The sequence below is a fragment of the Ruminiclostridium cellobioparum subsp. termitidis CT1112 genome (assembly GCF_000350485.1).
Taxonomy (GTDB): domain Bacteria; phylum Bacillota; class Clostridia; order Acetivibrionales; family DSM-1351; genus Ruminiclostridium; species Ruminiclostridium termitidis.
Genome location: NZ_AORV01000022.1, coordinates 43,823 through 64,429, shown reverse-complemented (window position 1 = coordinate 64,429; position 20,607 = coordinate 43,823). Strand labels below are relative to the sequence as shown.

At 40.7% G+C, this 20,607-nt stretch carries 9 protein-coding genes; 6 read left to right on the top strand and 3 right to left on the bottom strand.

Features of this window, described 5'->3' with window-relative positions:
- Positions 1 to 31: 31 nt before the first annotated feature.
- Positions 32 to 2,356: a hypothetical protein gene (locus CTER_RS05970; RefSeq protein WP_004624400.1), complete on the top strand. Its 2,325-nt coding sequence runs from the start codon at positions 32 to 34 to the stop codon at positions 2,354 to 2,356.
- 114 nt (positions 2,357 to 2,470) lie between these two features.
- On the opposite strand, the gene CTER_RS05965 is transcribed toward CTER_RS05970, so the two are convergent.
- Both CTER_RS05965 and CTER_RS05960 read right to left on the bottom strand, forming a co-directional pair.
- Positions 2,471 to 4,267: a sensor histidine kinase gene (locus CTER_RS05965; protein ID WP_004624393.1), complete on the bottom strand. Its 1,797-nt coding sequence runs from the start codon at positions 4,265 to 4,267 to the stop codon at positions 2,471 to 2,473.
- On the bottom strand, positions 4,264 to 5,850 hold the full coding sequence (locus CTER_RS05960) for a response regulator transcription factor (RefSeq protein WP_004624415.1): 1,587 nt from the start codon (positions 5,848 to 5,850) through the stop codon (positions 4,264 to 4,266). Before CTER_RS05960 ends, CTER_RS05965 begins: the two co-directional genes overlap by 4 nt.
- Before the next feature lie 184 nt (positions 5,851 to 6,034).
- Here CTER_RS05960 and CTER_RS05955 point away from each other — a divergent pair, with 184 nt between their 5' ends.
- From CTER_RS05955 to CTER_RS27870, 5 genes are all read left to right on the top strand, one after another.
- Complete coding sequence (locus CTER_RS05955) at positions 6,035 to 7,642, top strand: DUF3502 domain-containing protein (protein ID WP_004624457.1); 1,608 nt, start codon at positions 6,035 to 6,037, stop codon at positions 7,640 to 7,642.
- Between the two features lie 230 nt (positions 7,643 to 7,872).
- The gene (locus tag CTER_RS05950) at positions 7,873 to 8,802 is read left to right on the top strand and encodes an ABC transporter permease (RefSeq protein WP_004624410.1); all 930 of its coding nucleotides are present in this window, start codon (positions 7,873 to 7,875) and stop codon (positions 8,800 to 8,802) included.
- A gap of 57 nt (positions 8,803 to 8,859) precedes the next feature.
- Positions 8,860 to 9,738 carry a carbohydrate ABC transporter permease gene (locus tag CTER_RS05945; RefSeq protein ID WP_027628283.1) on the top strand — a complete coding sequence of 293 codons (879 nt, stop codon included), beginning with the start codon at positions 8,860 to 8,862 and terminating at the stop codon, positions 9,736 to 9,738.
- A gap of 56 nt (positions 9,739 to 9,794) precedes the next feature.
- Positions 9,795 to 11,417, top strand: coding sequence for an ABC transporter substrate-binding protein (locus CTER_RS05940; protein WP_004624324.1), 1,623 nt, complete (start codon positions 9,795 to 9,797; stop codon positions 11,415 to 11,417).
- A gap of 524 nt (positions 11,418 to 11,941) precedes the next feature.
- A complete protein-coding gene (locus CTER_RS27870; protein WP_004624365.1) occupies positions 11,942 to 18,100 on the top strand; it encodes an Ig-like domain-containing protein in 6,159 nt (2,052 codons plus the stop codon).
- Positions 18,101 to 18,166: 66 nt separating this feature from the next.
- Here the strand turns inward: CTER_RS27870 and CTER_RS05920 are convergent, their stop codons facing one another.
- The gene (locus CTER_RS05920; protein WP_004624398.1) at positions 18,167 to 20,548 is read right to left on the bottom strand and encodes a glycoside hydrolase family 2 TIM barrel-domain containing protein; all 2,382 of its coding nucleotides are present in this window, start codon (positions 20,546 to 20,548) and stop codon (positions 18,167 to 18,169) included.
- Positions 20,549 to 20,607: the final 59 nt, after the last annotated feature.

Genomic DNA, 20,607 nt, shown 5'->3' with positions numbered 1-20,607 from the left:
AGAATAATAATAGTCGAAAGGGGAACAAACAATGAAACAGCCGTTTTTATTCAAAAAGGATAAGATGTTTGGTGGAGCTCTCGATTTCAGCTTTTTACTGGAATCACCTGCCGGAAAGTACGGGTTTGTCAGAATTAAGGACGGGCACTTTTATGTGGGTGACAAACGTATACGCTTCTATGGTTTTAATATACCCTTCGGCAACCTGTGTTCTTCCAGGCAGGACGCTGAAATAATAGCCGAGAGACTTGCAAAGGCAGGTGTCAATTTTGTAAGGCTCCATGCAGCGGATTCCCGGGAATGGGCGGAAGGACACCTTCTGATAGATTATTCAAAAGGAAATTCAAGAAATTTGGACCCTGAACACTGGGACAGGATAGACTATCTATTTTATTGTCTTAAGCAGCGGGGAATATATCTGCAGCTGGATCTATTCTGTTACAGAAGCTTTATGCCGGATGACGGACTTGATTACCCTGATAATATGATGAAATATTTTAAGCAGGTTAATGTATTTAACCGTCGCTTGATTGAACTTCAGAAGGAATATGCAACGAATTATCTCACACATTTGAATCCATATACGGGACTGCGTTATATTGATGATACCGCCGTAGCAATTATACAGGTGATGAATGAGGATGGTATATTCTGGTACGAGGGCAGGGATGAAACAGGACTTCCCTCATACAGAAAGGAGCTTGATTGGAGGTTTAATCATTATCTCCTGGCTAAATACGGTTCCAGAAAAGCTTTAGACGCTGTGTGGACAAAGGAGGACGGGACACGGTGTCTGCTTGAGGATGAAGACCCGGAGCTGGGAACTGTCAGAAGGCTGCCTCATCTTGAGGGAACCCAGATGTATTGTGATTGGAAAGCAAACTACAGAGGAATGAAATCACCGGCCAGGTATGCCGACTATACTGAGTTTCTTACAGGAATTCAGCTTGATTTTTCCAAAGAGATGAGGGACCATCTAATCAGCCTGGGTACAAAGTGTCCGATAAATATCTCAAATCATGCTCAGGGTGCTGCAGATATATACAGTCTGGACCGCTACACCGATGTCAATATGAACAATGGATACTGGAATCATCCGGATACCACAAAAAGCGGGGAGCCAGTATATCACGATATCAATATGGTTGAAAATGATCCCAGGAAAACGGTTGTTGACAGTCCTTTTAAACTTAATCTGGTTACAAGGCTTAACCATGATAGGGTTGCAGGTAAGCCATTTATGGCCTGTGAGTGGAATATTCTTTATGGCACGGATTTCAGAAGCGAGGCACTGCCGATGGTTGCCGCCTATGCATGTCTGCAGGATTGGGACGGAATGGTACTTTATGCATACCATCATGCCGACAGTATGGAAAAGTATGACGATTACAAGCTGGACGGGCCGTTCAATCTGTACAACGATCCTGCCACATGGGGACAGGTGGGACTTTGCTCGTACATGTTCCAGCGAGAGCTGGTAGAACCGGGACGTAACCGGCTGGAAGTATGCTATTCCGAGCGGGATTTGTTCGCGGTACCGCGAAACTGGATTGCGCCATATGGGTATGCAAGCTATGTATCTCAAGTGGCCGCAGGTTTTACAGGCTTGAAGTATTCCGGAGATGCTGACGCAGTACTTTCAAGCGGCAATACGCCTGCCGGTGACTATACTGCTGCAAGGCACGGACTGATTTACTCCAGGAGTCCTTATGCCGACGGAGCTCAGAAATATAGGACATTGGACAGGTTCCTGGACTTGCATCGCAAGGCCGGAGAGAACTTTGAAGTACTTGATCAGGGTGATTGGATTGATGAAGATTATAAAAATTATTCCTACATATTGGATAGAGCCATGAAAAAGTGGGGGTTGTTGTATGAGGGACAGGGGTTGGTCAATAATGGAAAGCTTGTTTCGGATACAGGAGAGTTAACCTTTGATTTTGAAAAGGGTATCTTCCGGATAAACGCACCCCGGGTAAAAACAGTTTCGGGAAATATAAAGGGAAGGACTGAACTGGGAGAATACTGCTTTGATATAGCAAATGACAAAATGACTCTGACTCTCCTTGCGCTTGACGGCAGGGATACTGACAAATCAGAGCATTTACTCCTCATTGCGCTTGGGTGGTGCGGAAATCTTGGAGTAAAGTATGACCGGTTGGAAGAAGGCCGTAATATGTTGGATCATGGCCATGGGCCAGTGTCAATAGATTCCCTGGAAGGTAAATTGGAAACCCGGAACGGTGTAAAAATTTATCCGCTTAATCCAGACGGTACCCGGGAAAAAGCACTTTGCGGAGAAAATACATTTTTATTTAAAGAAGAAGGTACCATGTATTTTGAAATTTTAAAGTAACCGGATTCTGTTATTTTTAATCGGCGTATTCTTGAGTTATTGAAGAATACGCCTTTCCAATCTGAAAAGACCACTGTCAGTCAAAAGGTAATTAATGTAAACTGTAAAGTTATATTACTGCTTTTCGGCAGGGATTCTGACTTCAACAACGGTACCGGCTCCCACAGTACTTGTGTAAAACAGGCCATATTCGCTGCCATATTTGAGCTGCAGTCGTTCGTGAATGTTTCTTACACCGTAGCCGTGAAGCTCTTTCGTGTCAACACATTTCAGCAGGTTTTCAAGTTTTTCTTCCGGAATACCCACTCCATCATCTTCAACATAAATTGAGATTTTATCATCCTTAAGCAAACCACCGATTTTTATTGTTCCTGATTCACTTTCCTTTTCAAAAATACCGTGAAGGATGGAGTTCTCGATCAGCGGCTGGAGCGTAATCTTTAAAATCTTATATTCGAAAAGCTCTTCGGGTATATCTATAACAAAACTGATTTCATTATCAAATCTCATATTTTGTATTTGAACATATGCATTCACCTGATCAATTTCATTCTTTATGGGAACTACGTCCTCGCCCTTGCTCAGGCTTAATCTGTAAAACTTTGAAAGTGAGGTAATTACTTCACCTATTTTAGGAGCATTATATTTTATGGACATCCAGTTTATAAGGTCCAGTGTGTTGTATAAAAAGTGTGGATTTATCTGCGCCTGCAAAGCTTTCAACTCCATACTCTTGACTTCCTGGCCCAGTTGGTACTGCTGTTCCACAAGAATTGCCATGCGTGTCAGCATATAGTTGAAGTTGTGGGTGAGTTCTCCAATCTCATCATTGTTACTGGGCAGGATGCTGATATTAAAGTTTCCGTGAACTACCATCCTCATATGGGAGATCAGATCTCTTATACGCTTTGTGCTGGAAGCGGCCACCCAAAAAGACAATGGTATGGTCAATGGGAGCAGGATAACAAGAATGAGTATCATCTGATTTCTTGATTTGGTATTCAATTCAAGTATATCCTTGTATGGCACCACTAAAACCAGTTTCCAGTCTGTTTTTTCGATTGATTCAACACCCAGCAGAATTTTCTCGTTATCCAGATTGACTGTCTGCCAAAGACGGTTGTGGAGCTTGCCATAATCCATATTAGTCAAGGCTTTGGCATATTTCGATGAGTTGGGCGTATCCGTATTTCCGGCAGAACTTATTATTTCGTTGTTACGGTTGATCAAAATCACTTCTGTATTTTTTGAAAACAAGGCCTGACTCAACACGCCTTTGATGTTTTTCTCAGGTACGTCTGCTTTTATAATTCCGGCAGCATTATTTACATCCAGGGGTCGGGGGATTATCCTTAGAAAGGAAATATATTTTTCCTTTCCGGTTTCGGAGAAATACTGTGATGGAAAACTTCTATAAACTTCGCCGGTGGATTTCATTTCATTGAACCATTTGGAGCCGGCAGCCCTGTCCATATTGAGGAATTCTTCTGTTTCAGAGACTTTTGCCAGACCGTCACTCATATACAATTGAACCTGGCCGGCTGAAAGATCGGGATTACTCTGCAAACTGTACAAAAGTTTAGCAAATTTGTCTCTGTCATTCATCCAGCTTCCGATGTCATCACTGTAACTTGATGAGCTGGTAAAAAGCAACTCCTGGATGGTGTCATTAAGAGAAAGCATATCCAATGCATTTTTTATATAGATGGTTTTATATTCCAAAGAGGATTTAGCTTGCTGAAGCATTTTCCGGGATGAGTCCAGAGCCTGCTTTGCACTATCTTTTGAAGAAACATAGGAGTTAATTCCTATAAATATGCAAAATGGAATGGATATCATTAAAAAAAGGCATATAAACAGTTTGATTCTGATACCCAGATCATTAAAAAATTTAAAAATTTTTCTAATCATGAGTAAACCCTTTCCCGAAATTCAGAGGGAGTATATCCTGTATATTTTTTAAAGAGTGTGGAAAAGTAATTTGCGTCAGTAAAACCAATGCTTGTCGCAATCTCATATAATTTGACATTGCTGTCCTTAAGTAATTCTTTGGATTTCTCTATCCTTACTTCGGTTATAAATTCATTCAATGTCTTACCAGTGGATTTTTTGAAAAATGCACACAGATAAGTTTGACTCAAATATACATTTTCAGCGATAGTTTGAATTGTAAGGCTATTTTCGGCATAGTGTTCATGGACATATTTCATTATTACATGTATTTTGTGATTTACCGAATCCTTGTCATTTGCCTGTACAAGTATGGTTTCAACGTGGGTATGCACATATTTGGATAACGATGCAAGAGTCTTGGTGGCATCAATTTCCTGCCAGATATATTTCTTTTCACTGTCCTGAGCCTTGTTGATGAAATGATTCTCTCTGGCTACCTCAAATATAATAAGCAACAAATTAAAGAATACATTTTTAACACTGTTGATGTCATTATCCATTTCAATTGCCGCTCTATCCGTAATATTTTTTATAATACCGGCAGCACCGGTAAAATCACGTTTTTTGAGAACTGTCTTGAAGTCTGTATATACACTTTTCTCCACTTCGAAATAGGAGCCTGACCATTCCCTGTATTCAAAAATATTTTTTGCTGAATCATAAAATTGATTATGAACAGCAGAACAGGCAGTATAATAGGAATCCTGAAGATTTTTATAATCCGGGGAAGGAGTTCCGATACCTATTGAAAAGGTAAATAATCCACTGGCATTGCTGCTGAGCTCACCGGCAAGTTTCAGTGCTGTTTGAAAAGCCGAAAGTTTGCAATCCTGTGTTTTGGCTGATATTATCGTCATTTGATTATCTTCGGTAAACCCTGCGAGATTATTAAGTTCAATCAGGTCACAGAATATTTTCAGCAGATTTCTTCTGCAATCAATCCTGGTATCATTGTCAACAGAGGAGTCCCAATTTATAGCTATGGAATAAACGACAAAGCTGTGAGCAGAATCAAGCATCTGAAATAAATTTTCATATTTTACCGACAAATCACTAACATCAGGATTTTCCTTTATAAGCTCAAGAGTTACTTCCTGTCTTATAAAGGGTTCATTTTCAGTTAACAGATTATTTAATTTATCGGTTTGAGCCTTTTGCTGCTCTTCTTCTTTACAAAGGGCGACGGTTTTTCTTATTACAGTCTTGATTTCTTCTATCTGTATTGGCTTTTCTATATAACTTACAGCTTTGAGATTAATTGCGGATTTTAAATACTCTTTATCTGAATAGCCGCTTAAAAATATTATTTTACATTGAGGAAAACGGGACCTTATGTTTATTGCCAGTTCAATACCATCCATTTTCGGCATTCTTACATCAGAAAGTACTATATCCGGAGGTGTTTGTTCGGCAAGTTCAAGAGCTGCCAGACCGTTTTTAGCAGTAGCGACAACATCAATACCAAGCTCTTTCCAGGGTATGTAAGCCTCGAGGCTGTCTCTTGTTGTCTTTTCATCATCAACAATAATGAGTTTAAGCATATGGACATCGCTCCTAAGCAAGATAGGTTTGCAAGACATTAATATAGTAACATATATGTGATGTATAAGTAAACATGGAAGGATTTGAGCAAATATTACAATCGCTCTCCTTGTTTTATTTTTATGTAAACATGCTATAATGTACTTAACTTCAATAATTTTTATCCGGCATTGGAGGAATTTTATGAGAAAGAAAAAATCCCTGTGTGCTTATGCAATACCCATAATTTTATCTTTGCTTATACTTTCCGGTTGTGGGGAAGAAGTGCCTAATACCGACATTGCAACCTTTTATAAAGATTCAGAAGCATCAGGAACATTTCAATATAACACAAAAGCTGGAATAGATATGTCTGCAAAAGTTAAAATCACCGGCTATCTTATAGGTGAAAGGCTGCCGGGAATGAACGATGTACTGGAAAAGCTTAATGAAAAGCTTTTAAACGATATCAATACTACAATGGAGATCAATTACATCCGTTGGGGTGATTTACAATCCAAATATGCACTTGTTCTTGCATCAGGAGAAGATCTGGATTGGATTTTTACCGGAAACTGGGCATATTACGGGCAGGAAGCCGCAAAAGGGGCTTTTCTGGAAATAAAACAGGATATGGTCAGGAAGTATATGCCGCGCCATTATAAGGCAACTAATCCTCAGGCCTGGAAGGAAGGGCTTATTGGAGGAAAGCTTTTTATGATACCGACCTCAACTCCCGATATCAAGGTGAATGAGGTGGCTATTAGAGAAGACTTGAGACAAAAATATAATGTGCCTGAAGTTAACAAGTGGCTGGATATAGAGCCCTACCTGGAAGCCATTAAAAAGAATGAACCTGATATGATCCCTATAAGTGTGGACAGTGCCATAGATATTACAAGGCCATTTTTTTATCAATTGGCTGCAACTTCAAAAAGCTACTTTGACCTGTTTTTTGCAACCAGCGGCGGAAGCGGCATAGTGTCCGACACCGACGACCCGGAAGGTAAATTGTTCAAGATAACTGATCCCGAGGTTATAAATGATTATAAAAATGCGGCTTATAAAATAAAGGACTGGTATGACAAAGGTTATATAAATAAAAATGCATTCTCCAACAAAGTCAGGAGTATGGATTCATTTTTATCCGGAAAATCTTCAATAGCCTATGGGAATACAGTTGATATGCAGAATATTTTTAACAAGGTGAATGAACAGGGGTGGAAAGTGAAAATCATACCTGGGCTGAGCAAAAAGGGAACTTACCCTCAGGACTCTCATATTAATAACGGTTTTGCCATTGTTTCCAAATCAAAGAATCCTGAAAGAACCATGATGGCTATGGATTTGATAATGGAGGAGCCTGAATATAATCAGCTTGTATATTACGGGATTGAGGGCAAGAATTATGTGATAAAAAATGGAAAGATTGCACTCCCGGATGGTGTAACCTCTGAAACTAACACATTTCCTCCTGACCTGGCAGGTTTCTGGTTTGTAAATAAAAACCTGCTTAAGTGTCCTGAAAATTGGAATGATGAATATATACAGCTTAGGGAAGCGGCAAAAAAGCAAATAGCGCCATATGCCTATTCAGCTTTTGTACCAGATATATCAAATATAAAAACCGAAGTCTCAAATCTTAATCAGGTAGTTGTGCAATACTTCAATCCCATTAATTTAGGAATGATTAAAGATGTGGACGAGGCTTTTGATGTATTTGATGAAAGGCTCACTTCTGCTGGATTTGATAAAGTAATGGAAGAAATGAAGCACCAAACTGATGAATACAAAAAAGAACTAATGAAATAATCCGTTTCAAAAGGCCTGTTCGGCTGTCCCTGTGGACAACAGCCGAACAGGCCTTTTTGCGTCTGAATACACAAACTTCATAATATTACAAAGATAATAGTAATTCTATGGTGTTTAAATAAAACAGCACTGATACTAAAATAAAAGCTGTAAAGAAACCCATAATCAAAGCTATTCACTAAATACTTTAATGCACTAATAAACAGCGACATGAAGGAGTGGTCAAATTAATGAAATCAAGAATAAACGGAGGTTTCTTCAGTGAGATTTATAAAAATAAAGTTCTGTATCTCATGTTTTTACCGGTAGCACTATATTTTATAATATTTGCATATGTACCAATGGGTGGTATTATACTTGCATTTAAGGAATTCAACATCAGAGGCGGTATATTATTCAGTCCATGGAACGGAATAGAAAATTTCAGATTTTTCTTTGCGTCAGGTAAAGCCTGGCAGGTCACAAAAAATACGTTGGAGTATAACGTGGTGTTTTTGGCATGCTACACATTTTTCTCAATATTAACTGCAATTATGATATCTGAGATATCAAACAAGTGGTTTAAGAAAATAGCACAATCGTTTATGTTTCTGCCGTATTTCATATCCTGGGTTGTAGTAGCTGCTTTCATCTATAACTTTTTTAACTACGATTATGGTCTGGTGAACACCCTAATAAAAAATGTGGGCGGACAACCAATTGATATTTATGCCGAGCCGGCAAACTGGGTAATACTGCTTCCTGTACTGTATGTATGGAAATGGGTGGGGTTTGGAAGTGTACTGTATCTTGCCGCGATTATGGGTATAGACCAGGAATGCTATGAAGCGGCCACAATCGATGGAGCAAACATGTTCCAGAAAATAACGAAGATAACACTTCCTTTGCTGAGGCCGACCATTATAGTACTTGTTCTGATGGGTGTCGGAAGGATATTAAGAGGCGAGTTTGACATGTTCTATAACATTATAGGGAACAACGGTATTCTGATGGATGCCACAGACATTATTGATACCCTTGTATTCAGGTCGCTGATGGGTACCCAGGACTTCGGTATGGCATCTGCAGCTGGTTTCTACCAGTCGGTTCTGTGCTTTGTAATTATCTTAATCGTTAATGGGGTTGTAAGAAAGGTTGATAACGAAAACGCCTTATTCTAAAGTTCAGTTAAAACATTAATTTAAAACAAAAACAATTAGGAAAGCGGGTTGGTAATTTTGAAAAAAACAGCAGACTACATTGCATTAAATATAATTTCATATATCGTAGTCAGTTTATTTGCAATATTTACGGTAGCTCCATTTTTAATATTGATAATGAACTCATTTACCTCTGAGCATTATATTCTAAACCATGGATTTTCACTTCTTCCCAAAGAATTATCAGTTGATGCCTATTCAATGATATTTGCATATCCCGAAAAAATGTTGAGGGCGTACGGCGTAACAATATTTATAACCCTGGTGGGAACGGTTATATCGCTTTTTCTGTCATCAATGGCAGCCTATGTAATGTTTAGAAAAGAAATAAAATACAGAAATACCTTAGCCTTCTTTATATTTTTTACAACCTTGTTCAATGGTGGTTTGGCACCATATTATATAATCGTTTCAAATACGCTGCATCTTCAGGACAATTTACTGGTACTGTTACTGGTACCGATGTTCAGTGCCATGAATATACTCATCCTCAGAAATTTCATAAAAGGATCGATCCCGGATTCCCTGATTGAATCGGCTAAAATTGACGGAGCCGGAGATTTCAGAATATTCATTCAAATGGTACTTCCGTTGTCAAAGGCTGCGCTTGCATCAATAGGATTGTTTACCGCACTCGGATACTGGAACGACTGGTGGACGCCCATGATGTTCATGCAGAATGACAAGCTGTTCCCACTTCAATATGTTTTATATCAAATACTGTCAAGTGCAAACATGGCCTCCAGCATGGTTAATTATGTAAGCAGGCTTGATATGCCCAAGGAAACCTTGAAATTGGCAATGACAGTTGTATCAGCAGGTCCGATAGTTTTCCTCTATCCTTTTGTTCAAAAATATTTTGTAAAGGGTGTAACAATTGGCGCAGTAAAGGGTTAATACTGGGGAATCCCAGATATTGATAAAACAAAGAATAATTATAGGAGGAATTAAAAATGCATGCAAAAAAAACAGCTAGATCACTATGCCTGTCATTGGCAATATTTATGACACTTGCAACAGGTTTGACCGGATGTGGCGGCAGCAAGTCAGCAGGTGAGTCAACAGCTGCAGCATCCGCCTCTGTATCGACAGGTACTGCAAATGATTCAACAGCAGCGGGAGCATCCAAGATCGATACTTCAAATGAGGTTGAGTTGACAGGCTACTTATTGGGTGACCGCCCTCAGGGTATGGATGCTGTATTGGAAAAGCTTAATGAAAAGCTCTTAAAAGACATTAATGCTACTTTGAAGATTAATTACATCGGCTGGGGAGACCTGCAGGCCAAGTATCCTCTGGTATTGGCATCCGGGGATAATGTGGACTGGATATTTACCGCAAACTGGGCATATTATGGACAGGAAGCTGCAAAGGGAGCTTTTTATGAGTTGAATGATGACATGGTCAGGACATATATGCCAAAGCATTATGCAGCAACAGATGCAAGAGCATGGAAAGAAGCTTATATAAACGGAAAAATATTTATGGTTCCTACTGCAACACCGGACAAAAAAGTTGATGAGTGTATAATCAGAGAAGATTTGAGAAAGAAGTACGATGTTCCTGAAGTAAACAGTTGGAAAGATATAGAACCATATCTTGAAGCAATAAAGAAAAACGAACCTGGTATGATTCCATTAAATATTGATAGTGCCATAGATATCGGAAGACCTTTCAACTACACCTTAAAGGCTGAGTCAAAGGGTTACACGGATTTACTTGCGGCGACAAGCGGCGGTTCAGGCATAGTATATGATTCGGATGATCCAAACGGTACACTGATAAAGATGACAGATCCTTCTGTTGTAAACGACTACAAGGTGGCTGCAAAAGTTATCAAGGGTTGGTACGACAAAGGATATTTGAACAGAAATGCCTACTCAAATAAAGTTCGCAGCAAGGATTCCTTTGAACAGGGAAAATCAGGCGTAGCCTTTGGTAATACAGTCGATATTCAGTCAACGTTGACAAAGGCTCAATCAATGGGTTGGGAGACCAAGGTAATATCCGGTCTTACAGCCAAGGGAACATATCCGCAGGATTCATATATAAACAACGGTTTCGCTGTAACTGCAAAGTCAAAGAATCCGGAAAGAACATTGATGGCAATGGATTTGATAATGGAAGATGTTGAATACAATCAAATTGCTTACTATGGAATCGAAGGTGTTAACTTTGTAGTTAAAGACGGAAAGATTGCTCTTCCTGACGGGTTAACTGCAGACAAGAATACTTATCCGCCGGATGCATCAGGTTTCTGGTTCACCAATAAGGATCTGCTCAAGACGCAGGCAGCGTGGAGTGATGAATATGTTCAGTTAAGAGAAGATGCCAAGAAGAAGGTTGCACCGTGTGTATATGCAGCATTCACACCAAATACCGATAAGGTTAAGACTGAAGTTGCCAGCTTGAATCCTGTAATTGTACAATACTTCAATCCTATCAACCTTGGTATGTTTAAGGATATCGATGCGGCATTCGATACACTTGACAAGAAGCTTACCGCTGCCGGTTTTGAAAAGCTTTTTGCAGAGATGAAGACTCAGACAGACGCTTATAAGACAAGCATGAATTAAATTGTTTAATGTTTTAGAATCAAGTCATAAGTGATGAAATCATAAATGCAGTAAAAAGGGTCGTCTCTTGAAGACGCCCTTTTTTATAGAAAGATTCATTTTTAGTTTCATATATTTATATAAGCTAATATGTTTTTATAGAACAGATATATTGCAGGCTGTTATCCATGAGTTGAAATCCATTCCTGACAAGGGGCATGAATGTACAGTTTTTAAATAACATAATATTTCAAAGCAAATAGTAAAATAACCATGTTCAAATTTAAATTATTATTCTGTATAATCCAAGTGTCTAAAAGAATAATCATATTTTTTACCTTTATATAAGGTATGAGGCTAATTACCATTATTCGAATTATGTTGCTATTTTATGTATAGTTTATATATTGTCACTTATCTTTCTTACATTCTTAAATTATTCACTTAAATATTTATCTTAATGGGGACCAACGGTAGTAAGTCGGATATCAGTGATATCTGCATCAGAAATATAACTACAAAAAAATAATTTGGGAGGTAATTTAATGAACGTACAGGCAAGAAAAACGATTGCTAGAATTTTGGTCATCGCGATGCTGTTTGTATCGGTATTTACTTCGGGAGTGGTACCAACGGGCATTACTGCCCATGCGGCTCAAGCCGTAACCGGTTTAACTCTTGACAGAGATACATACTATTTTGCAAGCGATTTCTTTTCTAGTACCAAGACAGGAAGTGCGCCGACAACACAATTGGCTGCGAGTGTGCAGCCAGCCGGCGCAACAACAAGTATTGCATGGCAATCCAGTGATACCGGTGTGGCCACTGTTGACTCCAACGGTGTAGTAACTGCTGTCGGGAAAGGCACGGCACTAATTACCGCAACTACACAGGATGGAGGCTATACAGCCTCATGTGCCGTATATGTTCCTTATGTGAGTGAGAGTTTTGATAACCTGGCATTAGACAATACATGGGGGTGTGTAAAAAGCCTTGCCGGGGCGGCAATGAATAATATAGTCACAACTGTTCCAGGTGTGACCGGCAATGTTTTTCAATTCAGCAGTAATGCCAGCGGAGACAGAGATTCACGCAAGGCATTTACATCTGTGGTAAATAAGAAGATTGTTATAAATTTTGACTGGAATGTAGGTGCTCCCGTAAACAGTACCGGTATGATAAAGATACAGGACAGCTCCAGCAATAACTATATAACTTTTGGTATTACAAATACAGTGAATGGTGTCCTGTACGATACAAAGCCGAATCTTGCAAAATTTGAAGCTATTACCCTGCCGGGGGCAAGCTCGGGATCTCAAACTGCGGCCAGGATAGCTCCTTCCGGTTTTGATATCCCTAATACAACGTATAATGTAAATGTTATACTGGATTTTGTGAATAAAAAAATTAACTTTACATTCACTGATAAAAGCGATTCAACAAAAACTGTAACAGTGAACGACATACCTTTTTCAACAGCGGTAACTTACACAAATAATTTTGGCGGGATTACCTGCTATTGGCAAAGACCAGGTACAGCCTCATGGTCATCCTGGATAGACAATCTTAATGTCTATGGAACCATACCGCCTATAACCTCAGTAAGTCTTGACAAAACTTCATTGAGCTTGTGCAATGTTCCTGAAGCTGCAAGCAATAAAGCTTTCTTGAAGGCAACAGTAAATCCGAATGCACCTGGTATAAACCAGACTGTGATATGGACATCAAGTGACCCCTCCATTGCAACAGTAAACTCCCTGGGGGTTGTAACTGCGGTGACAACCGGTGCAATAACCGTAACAGCAACCTCAGTAGACGATCCTGCCAAAACGGCAAGTTGTGATGTAACTGTGCGGCCTTTAAATCAGGTGACAGATATAGATATTTTTGACGGAAGCAGCAATGTAAAATCAACAACAATGGGTGCAATTACTGCTGATGTACTCCAGCTTTATCCTCAGGTCAATCCTGCAGACGCGGATTTCAGATCTGCAACCTGGACCTCAAGCAATCCAGCGGTTGCACAGGTAAATCCTTCTACCGGGCTTGTCTATGTTAAAGCTCCGGGACAAGCATTAATTGACCTTACGGTTGACGCATTCCCTGAATATGGGGGAAGTACTCAAACAGCCAGCGTCACCATTCAGGCTTCAGGAGCTCCTTTACCATGGATACCTGTAACGGGGGTGACACTGGGTAATTCGATCCTTTCCTTAAATGTAGGAGGAGCCGATGCAGTATTGACACCTGCCATAGAACCTTATAATGCCACTGATACCTACCTCAACTGGTCAACAAGTAATCCGCTGGTGGCAACTGTTTCCGCTAACGGCGCTGTAACTCCGAAAGGGTCGGGAACAGCTGCAATAACCGTGACAACAGATGATGGAGGCTTTACAGCAACCTGTGATGTAACTGTAAAGGTAGGTGTGACAGGAGTGACCTTGAACAAATCAAACCTGTCACTTGTAACGGCACAAGGGCCTGTATCATTATCGGCAATAATATCTCCTGTTAATGCATCCAATCAAAATTTGACCTGGATCAGCAGTAAGCCGGATGTGGCAGCAGTGGCAAATGGTGTTGTAACGCCAGTAGGAGCGGGTACTGCTACAATAACTGTTACAACTGTTGATGGAGGTTTCAATGCCACCTGCAGTGTGGCAGTTACACAGTCTGTAACCGGGCTGACATTGTCAAAGTCAAATCTGGAACTCAGCGTAGGAGGACCAGGTGCTTCAGTGGCCTCTATAGCTCAGCCTGCCACAGCGCTGGATAGAAATGTGACCTGGACTTCCAGTGATCCGGCTGTAGCAACAGTTTCATCAAACGGTATTGTAACTCCTGTAGGAGCAGGGACGGCAACTATTACTGCCACAGCAATAGACGGCGGCTTTACAGCCGACTGTGCAGTGACAGTATTGCCAAATGTTCCTGCAACTGGAGTATCACTTGACAAATCATATATTACATTACCGGCAGGCGGTGCAACCGGCAGCTTGACAGCAGCTTTTGAACCGGTAAACGCATCAAATAAAAATATTGTCTGGACAACTGACAACCCGGCTGCAGCAACAGTTGCAGAAGGTGTTGTGACTTCGGTATCAGCAGGAACAGCGGTTATAACTGCTAAAACAGTTGACGGAGCTTTTGAAGCAACATGTACGGTGGAAGTTGTCCGGCTGAATAAGACAATTACAAATGATACCTTTTATAAGGATATTGACGGTAATCCGATTTATTCGCAGGGTGGCGGAATTTTTAAATTCGGAGATAAATACTATTGGTATGGGGTTAGGTATAAGGAGGCTCCTATTTATTACAATAATCCGCTAAACGGAAAAATTGATACCTGTACCTTTGATGCATTTACATGTTATTCTTCCACAGATTTGGTCAATTGGAAAAATGAAGGGGATGTTATGAACGATCAATCTGCTGGTATGCAAGCTACAGTATGGGTAGGACGTATGGGTGTTGCATATAACCAAAACACTAAAAAGTATGTTCTACTTTCACAGTACGAAGATAATGATAATATGGCTCATAATAATATATTGTTTGCAACCAGTGATTCACCCACAGGGCCATTTGTTTTTGACCATGTTTTAGTGGACATGCCGTTTTTTGTGAATGGCGGAACCGGTGACCAGACTGTATTCGTGGATGATGATGGAAAAGCATATCTCATCTGTTCAAGCGCAAGCGGCCGTACGAATACGTATGTGGTTCCATTGAGAGAATCTGATTATCTGGATCTGGAAGCTCCTACAAAGATTTTTGGTGGTGCTGGACGTGAGGGCAATTGTATGTTTAAGTACAATGGCAGATATTATGTATGTTCTTCTGATTTGCATGGCTGGAATACGTCCAATACCTACATGATATCTGCAAGTAATATTTTAGGACCCTATAGCCCGGAAACAGTAATGACCAATTCTGAAAAAAGCTACAGTCATGTTTCACAGACAGGTTTTTTTGTGACAGTAACAGGTACCTCCCGAACAACTGTCATATACTGTGGAGACAGATGGAGTGATTTTGCAGGGAATGGACTTGGCTACAACCAATGGGTTCCATTATCCTTTGAAGGTGATAACCCCATATTCAATGATTTATCCCAATGGAATCTAAATGCCGAAGAGGGTACATGGACTGTTGGGACAGCCAATAATTACATTCACAATCCTGAATTTGAAGCAGACCGTATCGTAGTACCCAAACCTGTAGGTTGGGACGTATCCGATAATGTAGAGGGTGCAGCTAACGCTAATTTGTCTACAAAAAGTTTCAGACCATATGCTGGAAATTACGTTTGGCAGCAGAAAGCTTCATCTTATTATACAGCATCATTAAAACAGGTCATAACAGACCTGCCCAACGGTTCCTATACATTAAAAGCATGGGTCAGAAGCAGCGGAGGACAGAATATTTGTGATATCTATGCCAAAAACTATGGAGGACCTGAATTGGCTTACTCTGCCAAGACAGCTATTGGAAGCTGGACCCAGGTTACAGTGTCAAATAATATTGCAGTTACTAATGGGCAATGCGAAGTGGGAGTATATTCCGATTCACCGGCAAATAACTGGGTTCAGATTGACAATCTGACCCTCACAAAGAATGCCGAACCTGTAAAAGGTGTATCTTTTGATAAGTCCAAATTGAAATTGAACCTTGGCGGAGCATCGGATAAACTGGAATTAGTCTTTAATCCGCAAGATGCCGCGGTTAAAAATGTTATCTGGTCAACAGGCGATTCCATGGTAGCAACTGTTGATGATAATGGAAATGTAACACCGGTTGGACTTGGAGCTACTGCAATAACCGCCAAAACAGTTGACGGAAATTTTGTTGCAACCTGTGATGTTGAAGTTATAACTGACACAACAGCTCCGGCAGAAGTGACAGGTGCGGTAGTAACTGAGGGTAACGGACAGCTGACAATTACATGGACTGATCCAACAGATGCGGATTTCCACCATGTATTGGTAAGCGGTGATGGAATAACTGAACAAAGCATAAGTGCGGGAATTCAGACGGCAAAAATAATCGGATTATCAAACGGAACAGAGTATACAGTTGTACTTAAGACGGTTGATACTGTAGGAAATATATCAACTGGAGCAAGTGTAAGAGGAACACCGGTCCAAGATGCAGTCCCTGACACAAAAGCTCCGGAGGAAGTAACAGGGGCAGCAGTGAATGCGGGTAACGGTCAGCTGACACTTACGTGGACTGATCCGACAGATGCGGATTTCGACCATGTATTGGTAAGCGGAAACGGGATTGCCGAAAAGAACGTAAGTAAAGGAGTTCAAGCGGCAACTGTTACGGGACTCACCAATGGAACCAATTATACAATAGTACTGAAAACTGTTGATACTACCGGAAATATGTCGTCAGGTACAAGTATAACCGGAAAACCGGTGGCTCCGGCTCCAACAGAGGGAGGCTCAGCAGGAGGTTCATCAGGTAGTTCGGGAGGAGGCTCCTCTGGTTCAACAGTTGAAACACCGAAGACAAAAGTTGAAGGTGACACAATTAAAACAGCCCCGCCGGTATTAAATACATCAACAGGAATTGCAACCGTACCTGTTAAGGAAGAAGATATAAAGAAAGCGGTTGAAAATGCAAAAGCTGATGCTAAAGGTGTCAAGTCAGTTTCAATAGTGATACCTGAAGTCAACGGAGCAAAAGCATATGACACTGAACTTCCAATATCTGCATTTACCGCCGATAAGGCCGGGATTAAATTAGTAATAATTACTCAATTAGGCACTATGGAAGCACCTGCAGGCATGATCAACACAATTGATACTGCCAATGCAAAAAGTATAGTACTCAGTATGGCAGCAGCAGATGCTTCAAGCGCAAAATCCGATACTAAGAGGAAGATAGGTAACAGGCCTGTGGTTGAACTGAATATTAAGGTGGATGGTAAAGTAGTGGCATGGAGTAATACAAATGCAGCGGTTACTGTGAAAATACCGTACAATCCAACTGCTGAAGAGCTTGCAAATAAGCAGTATCTGAAAGTGCTCTATTTGGGGGAAAGCGGAAAAACTGAAATAATCAATGCACAATTCGTTGCTGAAGAAAAAGCCATGGTATTCACAACTACCCACTTCAGCAGGTATGCTGTAGTATTCACCAAGGTGAACTTCTCAGATCTGGAGAAGCATTCCTGGGCAGCAGAGGCTATTAATACACTGGCTTCAAATGGAACTATCGATGGTACTTCTGCAACAGATTACAGCCCGGCAAAGAATGTAACAAGGGGTGAATATCTGGCCTGGCTTGTAAGAACTCTTGGACTTGAGGCGGAATATTCGTCAAACTTCAGTGACATTAAGGCGTCGGAGAAGTACTGCAATGAAATAGGAATTGCAAAAGCCCTTGGTATAACAGTAGGCTATGATGGCAAATTCAGTCCTGATAAGGAAATTTCAAGACAGGATATGGCAGTAATGACCATAAAGGCATTACAGGCAGCAAAGAAGAAGTTGAACCCCGGCAATGCCAGTGATCTGAAAAAGTATGCCGATTCAAATAAAGTTGCCAAATATGCAGTAGAGAATATTGCAACAATGGTTAAAATGGGCTTTATTACAGGACGCAGCAGTACCACGGTAAATCCTGCCGATCCAACCACAAGAGCTGAAGCAGCAGCAATACTTTATAAGATTTATACACAAAAGTAGTGTTAAATTAATTATTAAGAGATGCCTGATTTGGATAATCAGGCATCTCTTGATTTATCATCTGCGCTATTTTGATTTTACCCTCACTTCGAGATCAGACATACCTTCGGTTGAAAATACAACATCTATAGTTCCGGGACCGTCAGCATAAATCATAGCCATTAAATAACCGGAAAACATTTTTCGATCTGGTGAGTTATAAAGTGTATGATCGGATAAATCTCCCGAATCCATGCCAACAAGGTGTGCCGGACCTTTAACTTCACAGTGAATTACGGGGGAAGCATCAGGTACATGTAAACCATTTGAATCAATTGTGGAAATATTAATATGAAAAACGCCATCTACAGCAATCTCCTGCCTGTCGGTAACGGCTCCTAAAGCAACCGGCTTTCCGGTAGACCTCACAACGGTTTCTACTGCAGCTTCACCATTTTTATACCCAACTGCCTTCAATTCTCCAGGTTCATATGGTACGTCCCAAGTCAGATGTAAATCATGTGTTGTTGCTTTAATTTTGGGAAAATCATTCCAGGCTGTCACACATCCGTGTCTGGGGCAATGAAATGATTTTTTGCCAACCAGCCTGCCGTTTAAATAAAGTGCCACCTCATCGCAATTTGTATAAGCGATAACTTGTTTAAAGTCTCCTTCTTCACCTTCCCAATTCCAGTGAGGCAAAAGGTGCAGTGTGATTTTCTCAGTATTCCAAATGCTTCTTAAAAAGTAAAAAGAATCTTTTACAAATCCTGCAGTATCAATATGCCCGGCAGTTGACCCTCTGCTCGGCCACCGGCATTCGCCAAGATAATCAAAACCAGTCCATATGAAGTCCCCGGCAATAAAATCACGGCTTGCGGTGTACCTCCATAACCACTGAAAATCCAAAGTCTGAGTTGCATAGCTCAGGTCAGAACCATAAATACCTCTAACAGCGCCCCAGCCGGCAGAATTCTCAGAACCGCATATACGGCGTTCAGGATAATTAATTCTATCCTCATCATAGAGTGTTTCGGCACGCTGCCTCCAGCGGCCCGTATAATTGTACCCGACAACGTCAAGCTCACTTAAAAAATCATTTCTGGCTATATAGGGCTGTATTGACTCAATATTGTCGCAGGCACAGGTAACCATGCGGCTTGAATCCTCACGGTGGCAAATGTCTCTCAGAAATTTCAATATTTTTACTCCGTCCTGGGAACATTGCTCGGGGATTTCGTTTCCAATACTCCAGACAATAACGGAGGGATGGTTTCTGTCCCGGTGTAACATTCTTAACAAATCTTTTTCAGCATTATTACCGAAAAATTGACTGTAGCCATAAGCGAAACCTTCACTGTAATAGTTATTGTTCTTATCCTTGGTGAGCATCCATTCGTCAAAGGCTTCATCCATTACCAGGAAGCCGAGTTCATCGCACAAATCAAGCAGTTCGGGTGCGGGTGGATTATGAGCGCAGCGGATGCCGTTACATCCCATTTCCTTTAGAGTCTGCAAGCGCCGTTCCAAGGTTTCTCTGTAACCGACAGCACCGCTGGGACCACAGTCATGATGGATGCAGACACCTTTGATTTTTACATTTTCACCATTTAAAAGAAACCCCTTGTCACTGTCAAATGTCGCCGTACGTACACCGATCCTTGTCAGAACTGTATCTACCGGCTCACTGTTTACAACAACAGTACTTTTCAGAGTATATAAATAAGGATCGGTATCTGTCCACAAATGTGGATGCTTTATGCCGGGATATACTAAAGTCTCACCGCCTGCACCGGGCTCCAAGGTCAGCGGTGCTCCCGAAAAACTGACCTGGTTGCCTTCATGATCATATATTCTGTGTATTACGCCGGTATTCACCCGTTTATTACTTTTGTTATTGATTGTTGCTGATATTCTGAGGCTGGCTTGATTTATCTCCTTACATATCTTGTCGGTATAACAGAATACCCCCCACTGAGCAATATGCACGTTCTCATATATATCCATCCAAACGTTGCGGTAAATGCCGGAACCCGTATACCAGCGGGAATTTGGCTGCAGTGAGTTATCAACCCGTACCGCAATCACATTATCTTCTTCTAAACAATCCGAGAGGTCAACTGAAAACGAACTGTATCCGTAGCTGCACCTCCCTATTTCCTTGCCGTTCAGATAAACGGTTGAATCCATATAAACACCGTCAAACATTAATGAAATGTGCTTATTCCTTATGTCTTCAGTGGTTTTAAAATGTTTTCGGTACCAGGCTATGCCGGCTTTGGCAAAACCACCGCCGCTGCCGGTACGATTCCTTTGGTCAACAGGATATTCAATACTCCAATCATGAGGTAAATTTAATTTTCTCCAGCTTTCATCATTTAATGCCGGAGCTTCCCCGTTGATAGTATCTTCAAGTTGGAACAGCCAGTCGTGATTAAAACTTAAGCGTTTCGGTAAATAATTCTTCATACTCTGCCTCCTTTACATTTAAGCATCATATTTTTTATTAATGCATTTTAATTTATAAA